This window comes from Amycolatopsis sp. cg9 (assembly GCF_041346945.1).
GTDB lineage: Bacteria > Actinomycetota > Actinomycetes > Mycobacteriales > Pseudonocardiaceae > Amycolatopsis.
The window spans coordinates 4,882,501-4,902,577 of the sequence record NZ_CP166850.1; the positions used below are offsets into that span (position 1 = coordinate 4,882,501).

18 protein-coding genes, 2 rRNA genes and 1 pseudogene (1 of these 21 cut by a window edge) are annotated in these 20,077 nt (G+C 69.4%); 9 read left to right on the forward strand and 12 right to left on the reverse strand.

Annotated elements, in window-relative coordinates; all coding sequences use genetic code 11:
- Both AB5J73_RS23360 and rrf read left to right on the forward strand, forming a co-directional pair.
- Window positions 1-2,049: ribosomal RNA gene (locus AB5J73_RS23360) — 23S ribosomal RNA — on the forward strand; it begins 1,070 nt to the left of the window's first position.
- Between the two features lie 69 nt (window positions 2,050-2,118).
- A 5S ribosomal RNA gene (rrf, locus tag AB5J73_RS23365) occupies window positions 2,119-2,235 on the forward strand.
- A gap of 462 nt (window positions 2,236-2,697) precedes the next feature.
- On the opposite strand, the gene AB5J73_RS23370 is transcribed toward rrf, so the two are convergent.
- Window positions 2,698-3,909 (reverse strand): Ig-like domain-containing protein, encoded by a 1,212-nt coding sequence (locus AB5J73_RS23370; RefSeq protein WP_370972235.1) that lies wholly within the window; start codon window positions 3,907-3,909, stop codon window positions 2,698-2,700.
- Window positions 3,910-4,013: 104 nt separating this feature from the next.
- Window positions 4,014-4,883 (reverse strand): patatin-like phospholipase family protein, encoded by an 870-nt coding sequence (locus tag AB5J73_RS23375; protein ID WP_370972237.1) that lies wholly within the window; start codon window positions 4,881-4,883, stop codon window positions 4,014-4,016.
- Between the two features lie 69 nt (window positions 4,884-4,952).
- Here AB5J73_RS23375 and AB5J73_RS23380 point away from each other — a divergent pair, with 69 nt between their 5' ends.
- The 4 genes from AB5J73_RS23380 (at window position 4,953) to AB5J73_RS23395 (ending at window position 8,427) form a co-directional block, all read left to right on the forward strand.
- Complete coding sequence (locus tag AB5J73_RS23380) at window positions 4,953-5,912, forward strand: LysR family transcriptional regulator (protein ID WP_370972239.1); 960 nt, start codon at window positions 4,953-4,955, stop codon at window positions 5,910-5,912.
- Between the two features lie 99 nt (window positions 5,913-6,011).
- A complete protein-coding gene (locus AB5J73_RS23385) occupies window positions 6,012-6,575 on the forward strand; it encodes a papain-like cysteine protease family protein (protein WP_290060952.1) in 564 nt (187 codons plus the stop codon).
- Complete coding sequence (locus tag AB5J73_RS23390) at window positions 6,572-7,330, forward strand: hypothetical protein (RefSeq protein ID WP_370972241.1); 759 nt, start codon at window positions 6,572-6,574, stop codon at window positions 7,328-7,330. The genes AB5J73_RS23385 and AB5J73_RS23390 overlap by 4 nt, the downstream gene beginning before the upstream one ends.
- A gap of 218 nt (window positions 7,331-7,548) precedes the next feature.
- The gene (locus AB5J73_RS23395) at window positions 7,549-8,427 is read left to right on the forward strand and encodes a transposase family protein (RefSeq protein ID WP_370971552.1); all 879 of its coding nucleotides are present in this window, start codon (window positions 7,549-7,551) and stop codon (window positions 8,425-8,427) included.
- Window positions 8,428-8,569: 142 nt separating this feature from the next.
- Here the strand turns inward: AB5J73_RS23395 and AB5J73_RS23400 are convergent, their stop codons facing one another.
- The 4 genes from AB5J73_RS23400 to AB5J73_RS23415 are packed head-to-tail and all read right to left on the reverse strand — an operon-like array spanning window position 8,570 to window position 11,783.
- The gene (locus AB5J73_RS23400) at window positions 8,570-9,223 is read right to left on the reverse strand and encodes a DedA family protein (RefSeq protein ID WP_370972243.1); all 654 of its coding nucleotides are present in this window, start codon (window positions 9,221-9,223) and stop codon (window positions 8,570-8,572) included.
- A gap of 44 nt (window positions 9,224-9,267) precedes the next feature.
- Window positions 9,268-10,269 (reverse strand): lipoyl synthase, encoded by a 1,002-nt coding sequence (lipA, locus tag AB5J73_RS23405; RefSeq protein ID WP_370972245.1) that lies wholly within the window; start codon window positions 10,267-10,269, stop codon window positions 9,268-9,270.
- A gap of 25 nt (window positions 10,270-10,294) precedes the next feature.
- Window positions 10,295-11,242, reverse strand: coding sequence for an oxidoreductase (locus tag AB5J73_RS23410; protein WP_370972246.1), 948 nt, complete (start codon window positions 11,240-11,242; stop codon window positions 10,295-10,297).
- Between the two features lie 19 nt (window positions 11,243-11,261).
- On the reverse strand, window positions 11,262-11,783 hold the full coding sequence (locus AB5J73_RS23415; protein WP_370972248.1) for a hypothetical protein: 522 nt from the start codon (window positions 11,781-11,783) through the stop codon (window positions 11,262-11,264).
- 131 nt (window positions 11,784-11,914) lie between these two features.
- Between AB5J73_RS23415 and AB5J73_RS23420 the strand changes: the two genes are divergently transcribed.
- On the forward strand, window positions 11,915-12,541 hold the full coding sequence (locus AB5J73_RS23420) for a TetR/AcrR family transcriptional regulator (protein WP_318307498.1): 627 nt from the start codon (window positions 11,915-11,917) through the stop codon (window positions 12,539-12,541).
- A gap of 4 nt (window positions 12,542-12,545) precedes the next feature.
- Entirely contained in the window at window positions 12,546-13,481 is a 936-nt protein-coding gene (locus tag AB5J73_RS23425; protein ID WP_370972250.1) for an LLM class F420-dependent oxidoreductase, read from the forward strand.
- 88 nt (window positions 13,482-13,569) lie between these two features.
- Here AB5J73_RS23425 and lipB read toward each other — a convergent pair whose 3' ends face one another.
- The 5 genes from lipB to lpdA all read right to left on the reverse strand — a co-directional run bounded on the left by lipB (window position 13,570) and on the right by lpdA (window position 19,092).
- Window positions 13,570-14,313: a lipoyl(octanoyl) transferase LipB gene (lipB, locus tag AB5J73_RS23430; RefSeq protein WP_370972252.1), complete on the reverse strand. Its 744-nt coding sequence runs from the start codon at window positions 14,311-14,313 to the stop codon at window positions 13,570-13,572.
- Window positions 14,310-14,933 (reverse strand): phosphatase PAP2 family protein, encoded by a 624-nt coding sequence (locus AB5J73_RS23435; RefSeq protein WP_370972254.1) that lies wholly within the window; start codon window positions 14,931-14,933, stop codon window positions 14,310-14,312. The genes lipB and AB5J73_RS23435 overlap by 4 nt, the downstream gene beginning before the upstream one ends.
- Window positions 14,930-15,802 carry a TIGR01777 family oxidoreductase gene (locus AB5J73_RS23440; RefSeq protein ID WP_370972256.1) on the reverse strand — a complete coding sequence of 291 codons (873 nt, stop codon included), beginning with the start codon at window positions 15,800-15,802 and terminating at the stop codon, window positions 14,930-14,932. The genes AB5J73_RS23435 and AB5J73_RS23440 overlap by 4 nt, the downstream gene beginning before the upstream one ends.
- 94 nt (window positions 15,803-15,896) lie before the next feature.
- A complete protein-coding gene (gene sucB / locus AB5J73_RS23445) occupies window positions 15,897-17,663 on the reverse strand; it encodes a 2-oxoglutarate dehydrogenase, E2 component, dihydrolipoamide succinyltransferase (protein WP_370972258.1) in 1,767 nt (588 codons plus the stop codon).
- A 55-nt stretch (window positions 17,664-17,718) separates the two neighbouring features.
- Complete coding sequence (gene lpdA / locus AB5J73_RS23450; RefSeq protein ID WP_370972260.1) at window positions 17,719-19,092, reverse strand: dihydrolipoyl dehydrogenase; 1,374 nt, start codon at window positions 19,090-19,092, stop codon at window positions 17,719-17,721.
- A 182-nt stretch (window positions 19,093-19,274) separates the two neighbouring features.
- On the opposite strand from lpdA, the gene AB5J73_RS23455 reads away from it, so the two are divergent.
- A complete protein-coding gene (locus tag AB5J73_RS23455; RefSeq protein WP_290062043.1) occupies window positions 19,275-19,619 on the forward strand; it encodes an oxidoreductase in 345 nt (114 codons plus the stop codon).
- Here the strand turns inward: AB5J73_RS23455 and AB5J73_RS23460 are convergent.
- A pseudogene (locus tag AB5J73_RS23460) lies at window positions 19,616-20,067 on the reverse strand (GNAT family N-acetyltransferase). The gene AB5J73_RS23455 and the pseudogene AB5J73_RS23460 sit on opposite strands and share 4 nt — an antisense overlap.
- Window positions 20,068-20,077: the final 10 nt, after the last annotated feature.

Below are 20,077 nucleotides of genomic sequence, written 5' to 3' on the forward strand. Positions count from 1 at the left end.
GAACACCAGCTAAGGCCCCTAAGTGTGTGCTCAGTGGGAAAGGATGTGGGATTGCCCAGACAACCAGGAGGTTGGCTTAGAAGCAGCCACCCTTGAAAGAGTGCGTAATAGCTCACTGGTCAAGTGGTCCTGCGCCGACAATGTAGCGGGGCTTAAGCACACCGCCGAAGCTGTGTCATTCATGCGTTACATCGGCTTCACTCCTTGAGGGTGTTGTCTAGTGGTATGGATGGGTAGGGGAGCGTCCTGCATCCAGGGAAGCGGCGGCGGAAGCCAGTCGTGGAGGGTGTGGGAGTGAGAATGCAGGCATGAGTAGCGAATGCAGAGTGAGAAACTCTGCCGCCGGATGACCAAGGGTTCCTGGGCCAGGCTAATCCGCCCAGGGTAAGTCGGGACCTAAGGCGAGGCCGACAGGCGTAGTCGATGGACAACGGGTTGATATTCCCGTACCCGAGCATGTGCGCCCATGACGAGGCGTTTGATACTAACCACCCAAAGCCGTCGCTTGAAGCTTCGGGTGGATGGTGGTGTGTGGAGCGTGGGACCTGATTTCGTAGTAGTCAAGCGATGGGGTGACGCAGGAAGGTAGCTCCGCCAGGCGATGGTTGTCCTGGTGTAAGCGTGTAGGCCGAGTGGTAGGCAAATCCGCCACTCACGTAGGCTGAGACGTGATGCGTAGCCGTTTGAGGCGAAGTAGAGTGATCCTATGCTGCCGAGAAAAGCCTCTAGTGAGTGCATGCACGGCCCGTACCCCAAACCAACACAGGTGGTCAGGTAGAGAATACCAAGGCGATCGGGTGAACTGTGGTTAAGGAACTCGGCAAAATGCCCCCGTAACTTCGGGAGAAGGGGGGCCAAACATCCTGAAGCTTTTTACAGGCTAGGGGTGGGTGGCCGCAGAGACCAGCGGAAAGCGACTGTTTACTAAAAACACAGGTCCATGCGAAGTCGCAAGACGATGTATATGGACTGACGCCTGCCCGGTGCTGGAACGTTAAGAGGACCGGTTAGCCTTTCGGGGCGAAGCTGAGAATTTAAGCGCCAGTAAACGGCGGTGGTAACTATAACCATCCTAAGGTAGCGAAATTCCTTGTCGGGTAAGTTCCGACCTGCACGAATGGCGTAACGACTTTCCGGCTGTCTCAACCACAGGCCCGGCGAAATTGCACTACGAGTAAAGATGCTCGTTACGCGCGGCAGGACGGAAAGACCCCGGGACCTTTACTATAGTTTGGTATTGGTTTTCGGTTCGGCTTGTGTAGGATAGGTGGGAGACTGTGAAGCTGCAACGCTAGTTGTGGTGGAGTCGTTGTTGAAATACCACTCTGGTCGAATTGGGAATCTGAACCTCGGGCCATGATCTGGTTCAGGGACAGTGCCTGATGGGTAGTTTAACTGGGGCGGTTGCCTCCTAAAGAGTAACGGAGGCGCCCAAAGGTTCCCTCAGCCTGGTTGGCAATCAGGTGTTGAGTGCAAGTGCACAAGGGAGCTTGACTGTGAGACAGACATGTCGAGCAGGGACGAAAGTCGGGACTAGTGATCCGGCACCTCCTGGTGGAAGGGGTGTCGCTCAACGGATAAAAGGTACCCCGGGGATAACAGGCTGATCTTGCCCAAGAGTCCATATCGACGGCATGGTTTGGCACCTCGATGTCGGCTCGTCGCATCCTGGGGCCGGAGTAGGTCCCAAGGGTTGGGCTGTTCGCCCATTAAAGCGGCACGCGAGCTGGGTTTAGAACGTCGTGAGACAGTTCGGTCCCTATCCGCCGCGCGCGTAGGATACTTGAGGAAGGCTGTCCCTAGTACGAGAGGACCGGGACGGACGAACCTCTGGTGTGCCAGTTGTTCTGCCAAGGGCATGGCTGGTTGGCCACGTTCGGAAGGGATAACCGCTGAAGGCATCTAAGCGGGAAGCCTGTTCCAAGATGAGGTATCCCACCCTTTGTGGGTTAAGGCCCCCAAGAGACCATTGGGTTGATAGGCCAGAAATGGAAGCACAGTAATGTGTTGTCGAGTTGACTGGTACTAATAGGCCGAGGACTTGTCTACGAAGATGTTGCGCATCCACTCTACGGTTCTGAAGCACCACACGGAAGCGTGTGTGTTGTTTCGGAGTGTTTCGGTGGTTATAGCGTCAGGGAAACGCCCGGTCCCATTCCGAACCCGGAAGCTAAGCCTGACAGCGCCGATGGTACTGCAACCGAAGGGTTGTGGGAGAGTAGGACACCGCCGAACTTAACGTGAAGGAAGGGCCTGGGCCCGGTTGAGACTGGTTGTCTCCCGGCCCAGGCCCTTTTTCATGCCCGCCGAACCTCGCACCCGCAGCCGACGGCGGCACGAGCGCGAGTGGCTCCACCCGACGCGCCCGCGGGCCGGCCCGGTCGTCGCCCAGCAGTGGGACGAAAGGTCCGTTAGCGCCTGTCGACCCCACGCGAGCGGCGCTTGGTCGCCCAGCCCGCTTAGCCGCGCTAAGGAGGGTTCGCGCTTCCGGCGGTCGGCGCGAGAGGTCCGTTCGTGGCGCTGACAGCCCGCGCGAAAGGCCCGTTCGGGTCCACAACTACTGCGCGCGAACGGGTTCACCCTGCGCGCCGGCGGCCGCCCGAGCCGACCTCACCCAGCACATGAAAAAGGGCCGGAGCTCCACGAGCCCCGGCCCTTCACGCCGATCGAACCGAATTCCGAACCGCTGCCCGGCTCCTACTTCAACGCCGAGCCGGCCTGCCAGTCGGCCCACGACTTCGACCAGTCGCCGTACAGGTCCCACACCGGCAGCTGCGGGCCGCCCGAGTTGGTCACCTCCACGACGTCGCCCAGGCCCATGTTCTGGAAGAACCACTGGGCGTTCGCGCCGTTCAGGTTGATGCACCCGTGCGACACGTTCGAACTGCCCTGCTGGCCCACGCTGTTGGGGTTCTCGTGGACGAACTCGCCGTCGTTCGAAATCCGCTCCGACCACTTCTCGTTGGAGCGGTACGCCTTCGGGTCCGGCGGGCAGACGCCGTACGTGCAGGAGTCCATCGTGTAGTTCGCCTGCTTGTCCGAAATGACGTGCGCGCCCAAATGGGTGGGCGTCGCGTCCTTGCCCATCGAGATCGGCATCGACTTGACCATGGCGCCGTTGTGGAAGATCTGCATCTGCTCGGTGTTCCCGTCCGCCTTCGCGATCCAGGAATCGTGCACCTTGTACGTTTCCGTACGATCCTCCGCGCCGAACACGCCGCCGCCGAAATCGACGCCGTAGATCTTCGCCGAGACCTTCAGGGTCGTGCCCGCCTTCCAGTACTCCTTCGGGCGGTAGTGGACGTTCGAGTCGTCGATCCAGTACCAGCTGCCCTCCTGCTTCGGCGTCGACTCGACCGTGAGGGCCTTCTCCACCGCCGCCTTGTTCTTGACGGCGATCTTGCCGAAGCTGAACACGATCGGCTGGCCGACGCCGACACCCGTGCTCGCCACCGCGGACGGGGCCGGGATCAGGTTGGCGTTCGCCTGCTTCTTCGGCGCGATCGTGCTGATCTGGTTGTCCTGCTCGATCGGCGTCCCGTTGGCGCCCTGGGCGTGCGCGACGATCTTGTACGTCGCGCCGTAGCCGAGCGGCTCGCTGGACGTCCAGCTCGAGCCGTCGTCGGCGAGCTTGCCGGCGACCGTCTTCCCCTTGGCGCTGTTGGTCACCGTGACGTCGAGCAGCTTCCCGTTGGCCGCCTTGACGACGATCGGCGTCGCCGGGTTCACCCCGGTGCCACCCGCGGGCTCGAACGTCACCGCGACCGGCGTCCCGGACGCCGAAGCGGAACCCGGCGCCGGTGTGCCGCCGGCGGGTGAACCGCCGTCGTCACCGGACGAACAGGCGGAAACCAGCAGTGCCCCGGCGAGGATTCCGGCCACCGAAAGTAAAATCTTCTTGGGGAGCATATTGTCTCTTTTTTGGGAATCGGGATCGGCGGGCATTCGTCATCAAAACTACGCGATAGCGATGACGTTCTTCCCGGCGGATCGGTGCATCGGCGTGACGCGGATCACGTGACGACGAGCCCCGGGGCACCGTAAAGTCCCGGGCCGCGCACCGACAGCCCGTCGAGGTACTCGCGCGCCGCCGTGTACGCCTCCTCCGCCAGTTCTTCCGTGTGCCCGAAGTCGAGCGGGTTCACACGTACGGGGGCCGGCCCCGGCAGGTAGACCACGGGCACCTGCTGCGCGGCGACCGGTGCTTCCAGCACGGCCTGGTTCCGCATGCTGATCATCGCGGTGAACATGATCACCTCGGCGAACGTCCGCGGCGCGTCCGGCATCTTCCCCGGGAACGCGCAATCCAGCACCACCAACGACTTCGCCCCCATGGCCAGCGCCTGCCGCATCGGCACGTTCGCGACGAGCCCGCCGTCGTACAGGAGCCGTCCTTCGTGCGCCACCGGCGGGAAGATGCCCGGGATCGCGCAGCTCGCCAGCAGCGGCTCGAGCAGCCGGCCCGACCGGATCAGCAGCGGCTCGGCCGAGTCGACCTGCGTCGTCACGACGCCGAGCGGCAGCGCCAGGTCCTCGAACCGCGTTTCGGCGCCGAGGTGGTCGGCGATGATCCCGGCCAGGCCGGAATTGGGGAACAGGTGCGTTTTGCTCTGCGTCAGCGTCCGGACGCGGCTCAGCACGCCGCCGGGGAAGGCCTCCGCACGGGTCATGTGCGCCCAGATGCCGTGCAGGTCCTTCAACGCGTCGCCGCCGGAGCGGGCCAGGACGGCGGCGTTCAGCGAACCGACCGACGTGCCCGTCACGAGGTCCGGCGACGCCCCGGCTTCGGTCAGCGCGCGCAGCATGCCGACCTGCATGGCGCCGAGGCTGCCGCCACCGCCGAGGACGAAGCCGATCGGCCGGGGAAGATCCGCGAGACTCATACCGCCGAATGTAGTAAGCCCGACTTTCGCAGGTCGTGCCGCCCGTGAAACCGGCGTTAACCTGCTGGGGTGGCCGAGCTGGAGCTGCGCCATCTCAGAGCCGTCCGCGCCGTCGCGGACGGCGGGAGCGTGAGCCGCGCCGCCACCGTGCTCGGCGTCAGCCAGCCCGCGCTCACCGCGCAGCTCAAGCGGATCGAACGGATCCTCGGCGGCGACCTGTTCGTCCGCGGGCCCAGCGGCGTGCGCCCCACCGAGCTCGGCCGGTTCGTGCTCGCCCGCGCCGACGCGCTGCTCTCGGACATGCAGGCCCTCGTCGCGTCCGCGCGCCGCCACGGCGAAAGCGAGCCCGAGTCGCTGCGGATCGGGTACGTGCCGCTGCTGATCATCGGCCGGTTCATCGAGGAGCTGGGGGAGCTGGACCTCGACGTCCAGACGTACGCCGAACCGGCGTCGCTGACCCTGCTGAAGCTGCTCTCGACCGGCCGCGTCGACGTCGCCCTGCTGGAGCGGTTCGACGGCACCGAGGCGCACCACTTCGCCGGGCTGGCCGTGCGGACGCTCGCGACGGAGCCCATCTTCGTCGGGATCGCGCAGGGCCACCCGGCGATCCGCGGCGGCGTCGTCGACCTCGCGGACCTGGCCGGCTGCGACTGGATCCTGCCGCCACCGCACGAAAACTGCGTGCGGGTGCGGTTTTCGCAGGCGTGCGCGGCCGCCGGGTTCACGCCGCGGGTGCGGCACTTCACGTCCGAGGCGGGGACGGCGGGCACGCTGATCGCGCAGGGCGCGGTCTGCCTCGCGCAGGCGGCTTCGGCGCCGCCGCGCGGGCTGCTCGCGCTGCCGCTGGCGGGCGACCCGCTGTGGACGACGTTGTTGTTCGCGACGCGCGAGGACGACGCCCGGACGCCGACGACCGACGAGGTGTTCCGGTGCGCGGAGGTCGCGCACCGGGCGTCGCTGCGCCGGAACCCGCACTTCGCGCGGTGGTGCGGCCGGAATCCGGGCGAACGGCTCGTCTTCGCCCGATAGGCGGCATAACGCCGGTGTTATCCCCGCTGGGATTACTGCCCGGCGCGGCAACGGGAGAAGCTCACGAAGTCCCCACCTGTTGCCGACAAGGAGCAACGAATGCACTTCAGACGAGCAATGGCGCTCGGCGCGCTGTGCGTGGCCCTCACCGGCCTGCTCTCCCCGCCCGCGAGCGCGACCACCGAAGCGACGACGTTGTCCATCAGCCAGCTGGTGCAGGAGCAGAACCAGTGGTGCTGGGCCGCGAGCGGCCTGACCATCGCGCGGTTCCTGGGCTATGGCACGAGCACCAGCCAGAACACCTTCTGCGACTACTCCCGCGGCTACCCGGCCGGATCGCAGTGCCCCAACCAGCCCGGCGAACTGACGTACGTGCAGCGCGGCTACCAGGCGCTCGGCCTGCGGCCCGGCACGGTGACCGGCGCGCTCAGCTTCGCGTCGGTGCAGAGCGAGATCACCGGCCGCCGCCCGATCGAGACCGGCATCTACTGGACCGCGGGCGGTGGGCACGCCCAGGTCATCTACGGCTACGACGCCAGCGGGCTCGTGTACTACGGCGACCCGTGGCCGAGCAGCCAGCGCTACAGCGCGATGGCGCACTCGAGCTACGTCCGCAACGGGCAGTTCCAGTGGGCGCAGTCCCTCTACCGGATCGGGGCGTGACCGTGAACCTCTTCCGTGGACTCGTCACGCTCTTCGCGGGGACGGCACTGGTACTGGGCTTCGGCGGCACGGCTTCGGCTTCTTCGCCGTCGTCCGACGAGGTCGCCGCCGCGGTCAAGGCGGCGGACTCGCAGCTGTCGGCGTTCTTCGGTCAGCTCGACCGGCGGGCGGGTGTCGCGCGCGCCGACGTCGCGCAGGCGCCCGAAGTCGGCGGTGAGCCGCAGAGCGTCTACTCGCTCGATCCCGCGTTCGTCGCCGGGAAGCCGGACGCGAAGCCCGCGGCGTTCGCGTACTACGCGGTGAAGGCGCAGGCCTCGACCGGGCGGCAGGCCACCGTGTGGGTGACCCGCGACGCGGCCGGGTGGACCGCGACCAACTTCACGACCGGCACCGAGGAGCTGACCTACCCGGCGCAGGCGCACGGGGATCTGGTGTTCACCGAACCGCAGGTCAACGCGTGGTACCGGGTGCGGGACGGCCGTGTGCTCCCGCTGAACGACCCGGCCCGCCAGCGGGTCGGCGAAGGGGTCGCGGTGGCGGCGTACCAGCAGCTGGTGCACCGCTTGTACGGCGACAAGCTGCCCGGGTCGGCTTACCGCGACCAGGGCAAGCTCGGCGGCTACGACCTCGCCGCTTCGCCGCCGCCGGCCCCCGCGCCGGGCACCGGTTCCTGGCCGTTCGCCGCCGGTGGGGCGCTGCTGGCGCTCGGCCTGATCGGCTGGGCCACCGGCAAGGCGGCGCGCGCCCGCCGCTGACGCCGGGAGGGTGCGGCCCGGGCGACCGGACCGCACCCTCGTGGCTCCCGCCGGCTCCCGACCGGCGCGGGTCCCAAGCGCCCCAATGGGGTTGTTTCATCGTGGTTGTGGCTGGTTGGGGCGGTGTGGCTGGGTGGATGAGGTTGCGTGGCAACACCTGCCCGCGCGGACCAGCGTGGTGGCCCGGACATAGGCGAAGCCCTCGGCAAGATCGAGATGTGAGTCAATCACCCGCCGAGGGCTTCGGTTCTCTTTCCTACCAGGTCACCCTTCCCCTCTCACGACAGACCCTGCAGCTGACCGCCGAGCTGATCCGCACCCATCGCCGGCGGCGGCGCTCCCGCTGGCGCAAAGCCACCCCGGCCGGGCAGGCCCTGGTCGTGCTGGCGGTGCTGCGCCACGACCCCCGCCTGGCCCACATCGGCGCCGGCCACGGTGTCTCAGCGGCCACGGTGCGCCGGTGGGTGCTGGAAGTCATCGCCCTGCTCGCCGCCCGAGCCGCACGGCTGGACCGCGTGCTGCGCGGCCTGCTCACCCGAGGTGAAGCAGTGGTGCTGGTCGATGGCACCCTGATCCGCACCCGCCGCCGCACCGGGCGAGCGAACCGCGGCAACTACAGCGGCAAACACAAACACCACGGGCTGGTCGTGCTCGCGTTGACCGACGAGGCAGGCCGGTTGCTGTGGGTATCGGCGGTGCTGCCGGGCAAGACCGCCGATATCACCGCCGCCCGCCGGCTGGGGCTGCGGGAACGGCTGCACGCTCACGGTCTGACCCCGGCCGGAGATAAAGGGTTTCACGGCTGGCACAAAGACGTCCGCGGCACCCGCGACTGCGGTATCTGCGGCGGGGTGTGTGAGCAGATCGTGCTCACCCCTGACAAAGCCGAGGCGAATCGGCCGTTGACTCCGGGCCAGCAGCAGGCCAACGCGGCGTTCGCTGCGATGCGCTGCGCTGTTGAGGGCGGCTTCGCCGCCCTCAAAGCCTGGCGGGTGCTGGACAAACTCCGCCTGCATCCCCGCCACGCCACGACGTTGCTGCGGGCTCTGCTCGTGCTGACCCAGCACGAGCAGAGCGTCCGACACGCCCAGGCCTGAACCAATACCAGACTTGGTCAACCCGCCCTGACCAGCACAGACCACGATGAAAAAACCCCAATGTGGCGTTCGGTGCGTCAGACGCACCCAATGTGGCGTTCGGTGCGCTGGATGCACCCAACGCCACATTGGGGCGCTTTGGTCAGGGCACGCGCTCGGGTTCGCGGTTCGGGGGCGGCGCTGCCAGGGCCTTGCGCTTCTTCAGGCGGAGCAGGAAGAAGACCGCTGCCGCCGCGAGGATGCCCACCACGATCAGGCCGCCCGTGTTGAGGGCGCCCTCGATGCGTTTCGCCGCTTCGCCCAGTGCCGCGCCGATGCCGATGTGGATCAGGGACCAGCAGAAGGCGCCCGCCGCCGCGGCGGGGAGGAACTTGCGGAACTCCAGGCCCGAGGTGCCCGCCGCCGCCGGGGTCAGGGTTCGGACCACCGGCAGGAAGCGGGCGAAGAACACCGCCCACGCGCCGCGGCGTTCGAGGACGCCGGTGGCTTTGTCCCAGGCGTCGAGGCCGTACTTGCGGATCAGCTTCGTCTCGCGCAGGCGGGGTCCGAAGCGGCGGCCGATGAAGTAGCCGAGCGCGTCGCCCGCCGTCGCGCACACGGTCACCACCGCCCACAGGGCGAGGAAGCGCGGCACGGTGTTCGCCGTCGTCGCCGCGATCAGCAGGCCGGATTCGCCCGGGGCCAGGAAACCCAGCCCGATCGTGCATTCGGCGAACACCAGGCCGCCGGTGGCCGCGACGAGCCCCGGTTCCGGGAGTCCTTGCAACCAGCTGAGGAGGTCCGAAACCAGGGCCATGCCGCCACTTTACCGATCCTTTAAGGATGGTGGGGTGACGTGCGTCACCGGGCGAGCAGCGACGCCGCTTCCTGCGCGGCCGGGCCTTCGGCGGCCAGGTGGGCCAGGTTCTCGGGCAGTTCCTCGCCGCGGTGGGCCTTCGTCTGGGCGTACAGGCGTCCTGCGCGGTAGGACGACCGCACCAGCGGACCGGCCATGACACCCGCGAAACCCATCGCTTCCGCCGCACGAGAGTGCTCGACGAACTCCTCCGGCTTCACCCACCGATCCACCGGGTGATGCCGCGGCGACGGACGCAGGTACTGCGTGATCGTCAAGATCTCACACCCCGCATCGACCAGGTCCCGCATCGCCGGAGCCACCTCATCCGGGGTCTCGCCCATACCCAGGATCAGGTTCGACTTCGTCACCAGACCCGCCTCGCGAGCGGCGGTGATGACCTCAAGGGACCGCGCGTACCGGAAACCAGGCCGGATCCGCTTGAAGATCCGCGGCACCGTTTCCACGTTGTGCGCCAACACCTCCGGCCGCGACCCGAACACCTCAGCCAACTGCGCCGGATCCGCGTTGAAGTCCGGAATCAACAGCTCCACACCGGTACCCGGGTTCAACTCGTGGATCTGCCGGACCGTCTCCGCATACAGCCACGCGCCACCATCGGGAAGGTCATCACGCGCGACACCGGTGACCGTCGAATACCGCAAGCCCATGGCCTGCACCGACTCCGCGACCTTGCGAGGCTCAGTCCGGTCGAGAGCGGCGGGCTTACCCGTGTCGATCTGGCAGAAGTCACACCGGCGCGTGCACTGGTCACCACCGATGAGGAACGTGGCCTCCCGGTCCTCCCAGCACTCGTAAATGTTGGGACAACCCGCCTCTTCGCACACCGTGTGCAAGCCCTCACGGCGCACCAAGCCCTTGAGCTCGGTGAACTCCGGCCCCATCCGCACCCGCGTCTTGATCCACGGCGGCTTCTTCTCGATCGGCGTCTCACTGTTGCGAACCTCGAGACGCAGCAGCTTCCGGCCTTCAGGCGCAGCACTCACGCCCTCAACCGTACGCCCGTCCGGGCTAAGCGGGGTCGGGGGTGACGCCGGTCAGCTTCGCCGTGACGTCCCACAACGCGGCCCCCAGCGACTCGCTCGACGCGGGTGTGAGGGGACGCACTTTCACCGGGTGGCCACGCAGGCCGCCGAGGCCGCCGGGGGCGATGTAGTCGCCGCCTTCGACGCCGTCCGCCGTGGCCGCGTACAGCTGCGGGAGCGCGCCCTGGCGGACGTTCTGGGCGAACAGGGCCTCGCCGATGCGGTGGCCGCCCGCGATGACGCCGCGGACGACCGGATTCGTGTACGAGCGGGCCATGCCGCTGCCGAGGCCGGTCGCGGTGTAGCCGGGGTGGGCGGCGACGCTCAGGACGTCGTCGCCGGCCGCGCGCAGGCGGCGGTCGAGCTCCAGGGCGAACACCTGGTTCGCGAGCTTCGACTGCCCGTACGCGGTCGCCGGGTTGTAGCGGCGGTGCTCGCCGTTGGGGTCTTCGAGGTCGATGCGGGCGCCGGTCGCGGCGAGGCTCGACAGCGTGACGACGCGGGCGTGCGTCCCGCCGCGCAGGGCGGGCAGCAGCAGCCACGTCAGCGCCGCGTGGCCGAGGTAGTTGGTGCCGAACTGGAGCTCGAACCCGTCGGCGGTGCGGCCGCGGGCGGTCGCCATCACGCCGGCGTTGGCGACCAGGACGTCGACGGCGTCACCGGTCCGCTCGCGCACCGACGCGGCGGCCGCGCGCACCGACGCGAGCTCGCTCAGGTCCAATGGGATGAGCTCGGGTTCGGCGCCCGCGGCGGCCGCGCGGACTCGATCGAGTGCCTTCGCGCCGCGTTCGGGCGAACGGCAGGCGAGGAACACGCGGGCCCCCTTGCCCGCGAGCACCTCGGCGGTGCGGAGACCGAGCCCGGAGTTCGCCCCCGTGACCACGACGGTCCGGCCGGTCTGATCCGCGATGTCGTTCTCGGTCCACCTTGTCATGCGTGACACTTAACTCCGTTCACGCACTGGGCGCGAGCAGGCGCCGCAGGTGTCCCATGACCGGGCGGCGCCGGACGGGCTCCTCGCGGCTCGTGTGCAGCAGCGCTTCCAGCGCGTGGCCCACCTTGACGATCTCTTCGGCCGGCTCGCGCGGGTCGGCCAGCCCGGCCGTGACGGCCAGCATCCGCAGCTCGCCCTCGTGCATCCGGCGCAGCGACGCGTACCGCTCGTACGCGCCGTCGAGGACGGCGCGCAGGTCGGCGTGCTCGTCGACGGCGGTGCGCCAGGCGCGGGTGACGGCGTCGACGTGGTCGGTGAGGCCGTCGGCGTCGTCCGGATCGGCGACCTCGGCGCGCAGGCGGCCGCCGAGCGTGCGCGTCCACTGGTACTGCAAGGCGGTGAGGACGTTCTCCTCGGTGCCGAAGTGCTCGTCGGCCCCCGGTACCTCCTCGAGCGGCAGCGGCGCACCCGGGTTCCGGGCGGCCAGGCGGACGGCGGCTTCGAGGATTTCCTGACGTCGGTAGAAGTCTGTCCAGCTCATCGTGTGGCTCCCCTTCCGTGGCCCGGGTCATACCGCGGGTCTGCGGCATACTCCCGGTACGGACCTGACACGGTGAACATACCATGAGTATGGAGAGATCCTCCGGGCGTAAAGTTGTGAAGGTGGCGACAATGAGGTCCAGACGACTCGACTACTCCGAGTCGACGCGGTCGGCGCTGGTCGACAGCGCGGTCGAACTGTTCACCAAACGCGGCTACGCGGGTACCTCGCTCGACGAGATCGCCAAACGCGCCCGGGTCACCAAGGGAGCCCTGTACCACCACTTCAGCGGCAAGCAGGCGCTCTTCGAAGCCGCGTTCGACCAGGTGGAGAGCCTCGTCTACGACCGGCTCGACAAGATCATGACCGGCGAGGGCTCGCCGTGGGAGCGGGCGCTCGGCGGGCTCAACGCGTTCATCCGCAGCTGCCTCGACCCCGCCTACCAGCGGATCGCCATCCACGAGGCGCCGGTCGTGATGGGCTGGGAACGCTGGCGCGAGGCCGAGGAGCGGTGCAGCTTCGGGCTGGTCCGCTCGGGCCTGCAGTCGCTGATCGACGCGGGCGAGGTCGAGCCGGTGCCGGTGGAGGTCACCGCGCGGCTGCTGTTCGGCGCGCTGTCCAGCGCGGCGACCGAGATCGCCAGCTCGCCGGACCCGAAGCGGGTCGGCGCCGAGATCGAGGACGTGATCGTCCGCATGCTGGTCCGGTTGCGGCGGACCGAGCAGGACGGCGCGGAGGTCTCTCCGTCGATAGGCTGACGGCGTGGACTTGAGGATCTTCACCGAGCCCCAGCAGGGGGCCTCCTACGACGACCAGCTGCGCGCCGCCAAGGCCACCGAAGCGGCCGGCTACGACGCGTTCTTCCGCAGCGACCACTACCTGAGGATGGGTTCGGCCGACGGCCTGCCCGGCCCGACCGACGCCTGGATCACCCTGGCCGGCCTGGCCCGCGAGACGAACCGGATCCGGCTCGGCACGCTCGTCACCGCGGCGACGTTCCGGCACCCCGGGCCGCTCGCCATCTCGGTCGCGCAGGTCGACCAGATGTCCGGCGGGCGCGTCGAGTTCGGGCTCGGCTCCGGCTGGTACGACGCCGAGCACGAGGCGTACGGCCTGACGCTGCCGCCGCTGAAGGAGCGGTTCGACCGGTACGCCGAGCAGCTCGAGATCATCACCGGCCTGTGGAAGACCCCGGTGGGCTCGACGTACTCCTTCGCCGGTCAGTACTACACGCTGACGGACTCGCCCGCGCTGCCGAAGCCGGCGCAGCAGCCCGCCCCGCCGGTGATCATCGGCGGCGGTGGCAAGAAGCGCACGCCGGCGCTGGCCGCGCGGTTCGCCGACGAGTTCAACCTGCCCTTCGCCGACGCCGAAACCGCGGCCGCGCAGTTCGCCCGCGTCGAGGCGGCGGCCGCGGAGATCGGCCGCGACCCCAAGGAGATCCTGCGGTCGGTGGCGCTGGTGATCTGCGTCGGCCGGTCCGAGGAGGAGGTCGCGCGCCGGGCGTCGGTCCTCGGGCGGGACGTCACCGAGCTGCGCGCGAACGGCCTGGCCGGGACGCCCGCCGAGGTCGTCGACCGGATCGGGCAGTGGCGGGAGAAGACCGGGATCACCCGGCTCTACCTGCAGCTGCTGGACATGCGGGACCTGGACCAGATCGAGCTGATCGCCGCGGAAGTCGCACCCCAGCTGGACTAGCGCCCCAATGTGGCGTTCGGTGCGTCTGACGCACCGAACGCCACATTGGGTGCGTCTGACGCACCCAATGCCACATTGGGGCGCTTGGTCAGTTCTGGAGGGCGAAGGTGACGCCGGGGGCCTGCGGGGCCTCGGGGCGGGGGAGCCAGCGGTCCTCGCTCACCGGCAGCTCGCCGTCGAGGGCCGCCAGGACGGCGTCGCGGGCCAGGGGGAGCACCGCCTCCACCGCGACGTCCCGCTGGAGCTCGTAGGACAGCGAAGTCACGCCCGCGTCGCGGATGCCGCACGGGACGATGCTGTCGAACGCCGCCAGGTCGGCGTTGCAGTTCAGTTCGAAGCCGTGCATCGTCACGCCGCGCTGGACGCGGATGCCGATGGCCGCGATCTTGCGCTCGATGCCGCGGTCGTCGGCCGGGATCCAGACGCCGCTGCGGCCCTCCACGCGCCCGCTGGTCACACCGAGCTGGTCGCACACGTGGATCAGCGCCTCTTCCAGCCGCCGGACGTAGTGGACGACGTCGATCGGGTCGGCGAGCTTCACGATCGGGTAGCCGACCAGCTGGCCAGGACCGTGCCAGGTGATCTTGCCGCCGCGGTCGACGTCGATCACCGGGGTGCCGTCCGTGGGGCGGTCGGCCGGTTCCGTGCGCTTGCCCGCGGTGTACACCGACGGGTGCTGCAGCAGGAACATCGTGTCCGGCGCGGTGCCGTCGGCGCGCTCGGTGAGCCGGCTTCGCTGGAGCTCCCAGGCTTCGGTGTAGTCGATCGTGCCGAGCTCCCGGACGTCGACGGGTTCGGTGCTGGCGCGGCAGGAGGTGCGGGAAGAACTCACCCGTCGAGGCTACGCCCGTCACCCGGGGGAAGCAGCCGCAAGGCGCACGCTGAGAGCAGGCCGACACCGGTCACCGCCAGCACTGCGCCGATCGTGTCCGACACCCAGTGCACGCCCAGCAGCACGCGGCAGGCGGCGCAGGCCACGACCGCCGCCGCGGCGGCGAGCAAGACGCGCTTCACCAGCCGGGGCCACAGCCACGCGCACAGCAGCACCAGCACGAACCCGGTGCTCGCCACCGACGTCACGTGCCCGCTCGGGTAGCTCAGGTCCGGGTAGTCGCGTGGGCGTTCCCGCAGGAAGACCGGCTTGAACACCAGGCTGGTCAGCCGGCACAGCACCAGCACGACGGCGAGCCGCACGCACAACGCTGTGTGCTCGCGCCGCCGAAGCGCCAGCGCCAGCAGCGCCGTGCCGAGGACGAAGGGGAGCACCGGGCCGAGGACGTCGCTGCCGATCTGCGCCACCCGGCCGAGCGGTTGCGTGTAGACGCCGTGGAGGGCGTTCGCCACCTGGGCGTCGAGGGTCAGCGGGTGCCGGGCGACGCCGAGCCCGAGCACGACGAACGCCGCCACCAGCGCGACGCCGACGACGAGCCAGCGCTTGAGCGGGACCGTCATGCCGCGGCGAGCGCGCTGTCCAGGGTCGGGTGCCGGAACGCGTAGCCGGAGCGCTCCAGCGCGGCCGGGACGGCCCGCTGCCCGAACAGCGCCATCTCCTCGCCGGCCTGGCCGAGCACGGCCTTGAGCGCGATGCCGGGCACCCACCACGGCGCCGGGCGGTGCAGCGCGCGGCCGACCGCGCGGGTGAACTCGGCGTTGGTCACCGGCGCCGGGCCGGTCAGGTTCACCGGGCCCGCCAGGTCGTGCGTCAGGACGTGGACGATCGCGCCGACCTCGTCTTCGAGGGCGATCCACGGCATGTACTGGCGGCCGTCGCCGAGCCGTCCGCCCAGGCAGAGCTGGAAGAGCGGGCGCAGGGTGCCGTACAGCCCGCCCTTCGCGGACAGGACGAGCCCGGTCCGGATGTGCACGACCCGCGCGGCGCCCGCCGGCGTCGTCGCGGCTTCCCAGGCTTCGCAGAGCTCGGCGAGGAACCCGTGCCCGCGCGGCGCTGATTCGTCCACAGTGGACTCGTGGGTGTGGCCGTAGTAGCCGACGGCGGAAGCGTTGACGAGCACGCCGACCCCGTGTTCGGCGACGGCTTCGGCGAGCACCTCGGTCGGTTCGACCCGGCTGTCGGTGAGCTGCTGCTTGCGCATCGCGCTCCAGCGGCCGGGGAACAGCGGCTTGCCGCCCAGGTTCACGACGGCGTCCACGCCTTCGAAGGCGCCGTCGGCGATGGTCCCGGACGGCGGGTCCCACCGGAATTCCCCGCCGCCGCGCGCTTCCCGCCGCACCAGGCGGCGGACTTCGTGCCCGTCGCCCAGCAGGCGCTCGCCCAGCGCCGACCCGATCAACCCGCTCGCTCCGGCGATGAGTATTCGCATGCCTCGATCGTTGCGCATCCGCTGCGCGACCGCACTCCCGGACACGGCGAAGGCCGCCACGGAAAGTCCGTGGCGGCCTTCGCCAGCGGGTGACTCAGAGGCCGAGTTCGCCCTCGAAGTTGCCCTCTTCCAGGCGCTGCTTGATCGTCGTCAGGAAGCGGCCCGCGTCGGCCCCGTCCACCAGGCGGTGGTCGTAGGTCAGCGGCAGGTACGCCATCGAGCGGACGGCGATCGTGTCGTTGCCGTCGGCGTCCGCGATCACGACCGGGCGCTTGACGACCGCGCCGGTGCCGAGGATGCCCGACTGCGGCTGCACGATGATCGGCGTGTCGAACAGCGCGCCGACGCTGCCGATGTTCGTGATCGAGAACGTGCCGCCCGACAGCTCGTCCGGCTTGATCTGGCCCGACCGCGCGCGGCCCGCCAGGTCGGCGATCCGGTGCGCGAGACCGGCCAGGCTCAGCTCGCCCGCGTCGTGGATCACGACCGAGAGCAGGCCGCGCTCGGTGTCCACCGCGATGCCCAGGTGCACGGCGCCGTGGTAGGTGATCTCCTTCGTGTCCTCGTTGTAGGACGCGTTGACGTTCGGGTGCTGCTTGAGCGCCTCGACCGTGGCCTTCGCGAAGAACGGCAGGAACGTCAGGTTGACGCCCTCGCGCTCCTTGAAGGCCGCCTTCGCGCGCTGGCGCAGCTTGGCGATCTTCGTGACGTCGACCTCCTGGACCTGCGTGAGCTGCGCGGCGATCTGCAGCGACTCGCGGGTCTTGGTGGCCGTGATCTGGCGGATCCGGCTGGCCTTCTGCACCGTGCCGCGCAGCGCGGCCAGTTCCGGCGACACCGGGACGGCGGGACGCGCGGCCGGCGCCGACGGGGCGGCAGCGGCGGCCGGAGCGGCCGCGGCGGGCGCCGGGGCGGCCGCCTTCTGCTTCTCCTCGGCCGCGGCCAGGACGTCCTGCTTGCGGATCCGGCCGCCGACGCCGCTGCCGGTCAGCGACGCGAGGTCGATGCCGTGCTCGGTCGCCAGCTTGCGGACCAGCGGCGTGACGTACGGGCCGTCCGCCGAGCCGTCCTTCGCCGCGGCGGCCGGAGCCGATTCCGTGGCGGCCCCGGCCGCGGCCGGGGCCGCCTGCGGCTTCGGTTCCGGCTTGGGCTCGGGCTTCGGCTCGGGCTTGGTCTCCTGGACCGGCTCGGGCTTCGGTTCCGGCTTGGGTTCCGGCTTCGGCTCGGGCTTGGCCTCGGCCTTCGGCGCCGCGTTCGCGTCACCGATGACGGCCAGGACGCCGCCGACCTCGACGGTCTCGTCCTCGCCCGCGCGGATCTCCAGCACCGTGCCGGCGACCGGGGACGGGACCTCGGTGTCGACCTTGTCGGTGGAGATCTCGAGCAGCGGCTCGTCGACCTCGACCGAGTCGCCGACCGCCTTCAGCCAGCGCGTGACGGTGCCTTCGGTGACGCTTTCGCCCAGCTCGGGCAGCTTCACCTCGGTGCCTTCGCCGCCGGCGGCCGGCGCGGTGTCCGGCTTGCTCGGGGCGCTGTCCTGGGCCTGCGGCTCGGGCTCGGGCTCCGGCTCGGGCTGCTTCTCCTCTTCCTGCGCCGGGGCGGCGGACTCGGGCACGCCGCCGCTGCCGTCGTCGATCACGGCCAGCTCGCCGCCGACCTCGACGGTCTCGTCTTCCTGGGCGCTGATCTTCACGACCGTGCCCGCCACCGGGGAGGGGACCTCGGTGTCGACCTTGTCGGTCGAGATCTCGAGCAACGGCTCGTCGACCTCGACGGTGTCGCCCTCCTGCTTAAGCCACCGGGTGACGGTGCCTTCGGTGACGCTCTCCCCGAGCTCCGGCAATGTGACGGAGTAGGCCATCGTTCGCTGACTCCTCTTCCAAGTTCTGCGTGGTCTGGATTCTGCTGGTGGGACGTCAGCTGTGCACGTGCAGCGGCTTCCCCGCGAGGGCGAGGAACGCTTCACCGAGGGCCTCGGTCTGGGTCGGGTGGGCGTGGATGAGGGGTGCGACGTCCTCCGGGAAGGCCTCCCAGCTGTAGATCAGCTGCGCTTCGCCGATCAGCTCGCCGACGCGGTCGCCCACCATGTGCACGCCGACGACCGGGCCGTCCGGCGCCTTGACGAGCTTGACGCCGCCGGAGGTCTTGAGGATCTGGCTCTTGCCGTTGCCGCCGAGGTCGTAGGTGAACGTCGTGACGTCGGCGCCGTACTTGTCCTTGGCCTGGGACTCGGTCAGCCCGACCGACGCGACCTCCGGGTGGGAGTAGGTGACCCGCGGGATGCCGCTCTCGTCGATCACGCGCGGGCTCTGCCCGGCGATCTCCTCGGCGACGAAGATGCCCTGCTGGAAGCCGCGGTGCGCGAGCTGCAGGCCGGGGACGATGTCGCCGACGGCGTAGACGTTCGGCAGGTTGGTGCGCAGCCGCTCGTCGGTGATGACGAAGCCGCGCTCGATCTTGACGCCGGCCTCCTCGTAGCCGTGGCCGGCCGAGTTCGGCCCGCGGCCGACGGCGACCAGCAGCAGGTCGGCCTCGATGGTCTCGCCGGACTCCAGCGAAACGGCCACGCCGTTGTCGTCCTGCTTCGCGCCGGTGAACCGCACGCCCGTCTTGAAGGCGATCTTGCGGCGGCGGAACGCGCGCTCGAGCTGCTTGGACGCGAACTCGTCCTCGTTCGGGACCAGCCGCGGCAGGGCCTCGACGATGGTGACGTCGACGCCGAAGGAAGCCCAGACGCTGGCGAACTCGACGCCGATGACGCCGCCGCCCAGGACGACGACCTTCTTGGGGACGTAGTCGAGGGACAGGGCCTGCTCGCTGGCGATGATGCGGCCGCCGAGCTCCAGGCCGGGCAGCGTGCGCGAGTACGAGCCGGTGGCGAGGATGACGTTCTTGCCGGTGTGGCGGGTGCCGTCCACCTCGACGGTCGTGCCGCCGACGAACGTGCCGCTGCCCTCGACGAGGTTCACCTTGTGCGCCTTGGCCAGGCCCTGCAGGCCCTTGTACAGGCGGGCGACGATGCCGTCCTTGTACTTGTTGACCCCGGCGATGTCGATGCCCTCGAAGGCGGCCTTGACGCCGACCGCCTCGGCTTCGCGGGTCTCGTCGGCGACCTCGGCGGCGTGCAGCAGGGCCTTGGTCGGGATGCAGCCCCGGTGGAGGCACGTCCCGCCCAGCTTGTCCTTCTCGATCAACGTGACGGAAAGGCCCAGCTCGGCCGCGCGGAACGCCGCGGCGTAGCCGCCCGATCCGCCTCCCAGGATCACGAGGTCGGCGGAGGTGTCGGTCACTTGTATAACTCCTCGGCAAGCAGTGGGGTGGTGCTCTGTCGTCGCCCGTGCGCGGTATAACCGCGCGCGCGACACCCGCCATCTTGTCACTACGCCGGACGGGGCTGCGACCTAGCCGGGTGTGCGACGCCGACCACACGCGGACATCGGGATAATGAGTGGTGTAGGTCTCGGGAGGAGAGGTGGTCGTAGTGGGGCTCTTCGACTCGCTGCGCAGGCGGGCCAAGGGTGGGCAACGGGCCGGCACGCTGCGGAAAGCCAGCTCCGAAGACACCCGGCACCTGGAGGAGTGGGTGGCCTCGAGGCAGGGGGTGGAGGCCTACGTGGAGCCTCGGACCAATGTCACGGAGACCACTGTGGTGTTGATCGCCCACGACGGTGAGTGGACCCGCCGCCGCATCGGCAGCCTGGAGGCCGCGCAGCAGTTCGGCCACCGCCGGTCCATCCCGGTCTACGAGGTCGCGCGCGTCGGCTACCCGAAGCGGATGCGGGAGTACACCGAGCGCAAGAAGCGCGGGCAGGCTTAGAGCTCGATCCGGCCGACGACCTCGCCGTTGAAGGTCTGGCCGGTCGGGCGGAAGCCCAGCTTGAGGTAGAGTCCTCCGGGCCGCCCTCGGCCGGGATCCACAGCACGGTGGCGGCCTGCTGCCCGCGTCGCCGGGCTTCCTCGAGGACGGTTTCGACGGCGAACCGGCCGTAGCCGCGCCCCTGGACGCCGGCGCCGACGTTGAGCCGCCAGATCCCGCAGCGGAAGAAGTCGAGCTCGGCGTTCGGGTCGAAGCCGCCCATCACGAACGCGACCGGCTCGCCGTCGTCGAGGATCAGCCGCGGCCACGCGACCTCGGGCTGGGTGTAGGCCTCGGCCAGCGAAACGGCGACGGGCGCGACGAAGTCCTTCTGGTGCGGCTCGACGGCCAGCTGGCACGCGGCGGCGACGTTCCCGGGGGTGATCGGCTCCGCGGTGAGGGTGGTCACCGGGTCCAAC